The organism is Micromonospora sp. NPDC047753, assembly GCF_040642735.1.
GTDB lineage: Bacteria > Actinomycetota > Actinomycetes > Mycobacteriales > Micromonosporaceae > Micromonospora.
The window spans coordinates 1-1,212 of sequence record NZ_JBEYSL010000881.1; the positions used below are offsets into that span (position 1 = coordinate 1).

The window sequence follows — 1,212 nt, forward strand, 5'->3', positions numbered from 1 at the left end:
ACCGAGACCAAGGGCAACGGCAATGTCGTCACCACCGACTACTTCCTCAACGGCTCGGTGCAGAGCCAGGTCGAGAAGCCGACCCGACCAAGCTGATCGAGATCGTGGAGATCGGTAAGCAGTTGCTGATCACCCGTGGCGCGCTGACCACGTTCAGCATCTCGAACGACATCGCGAAGTACTTCGCGATCATCCCGGCCATGTTCGCCGGCCTCTACCCGAGCCTGGACGCGCTGAACATCATGCGGCTGGCCAGCCCGGAGTCGGCGATCCTGTCCGCTGTCATCTTCAACGCCCTGGTGATCATCGCGCTGATCCCGCTCGCACTGCGAGGCGTGCGATACCGGCCGGCCGCCGCGTCGAAGCTGCTCAGCCGCAACCTGCTGGTCTACGGACTGGGCGGCATCATCGTGCCGTTCATCGGGATCAAAATCATCGACCTGCTCATCCAGTTCATCCCGGGGATTTCGTGATGCGCCTACCCACCTGGATCGCCCAACACCTCGCCGCGCTGCGCGCCGTACTCGTCTTCACGGTGCTGCTCGGCCTGGTCTACCCGCTGGCCCTGGTAGCGCTCGGTCAGCTACCTGGCCTCAACCACAAGACCGACGGTTCGCTGATCTCCTCGGGCGGGACGGTTGTCGGCAGCGCGCTGATCGGCCAGTCCTTCACCGACGCGGACGGCAACCCGATCGCCCGGTACTTCCAGTCCCGCCCCTCCGCCGCCGGCGACGGCTACGACCCGAGGGCCACCTCGGCCAGCAACCTGGGCCCGGAGAGCGTTGTCGACACCATCGCCACCGAGCCGGAGGAATCCAGCGAGAGCCTGCTCACCCAGGTGTGTGGGCGCAGCAAGTCGGTCGGCGAGCTCAACGGCGTCGACGGCCGGCGCCCGTACTGCACCGACGACGGGGTGGGCGCCGTGCTCGCGGTGTTCCGCGCCGACGGTCTGACCGGCCCGGTCACCCGGGTGGTCAGCGTCAACCAGGCAGCCCCGGCCACGCCGTTCGTCAGCGAGTACCAGGGGGTGACGGTGGAGCCGGCGCAGCCTGGCGAGGACTACGTGGCCGCCGGCGGGGTGATCACCCCGATCCGGGGCGACGCGCCCGCCGACCCGGCAGCGAGTAGTAGTGCGCCACCACGTACCCCACCGCGATCGGGACGATGGAGTGGGCGATCTCGCCCGGCACCTGACGGGCATCGGTCGCTTCG

Annotated in this window: 1 protein-coding gene and 1 pseudogene; both read left to right on the forward strand. The window is 68.1% G+C overall.

Annotated features, from left to right (window positions below):
- Nucleotides 1-80 precede the first annotated feature (80 nt).
- Nucleotides 81-473 (forward strand): annotated as a pseudogene (locus tag ABZ749_RS35430) (potassium-transporting ATPase subunit B); the annotation flags it as partial.
- On the forward strand, nucleotides 473-1,212 hold a 740-nt coding region (locus ABZ749_RS35435), incomplete at its 3' end, for a potassium-transporting ATPase subunit C (RefSeq protein ID WP_357235808.1). The pseudogene ABZ749_RS35430 and the gene ABZ749_RS35435, both read left to right, overlap by 1 nt.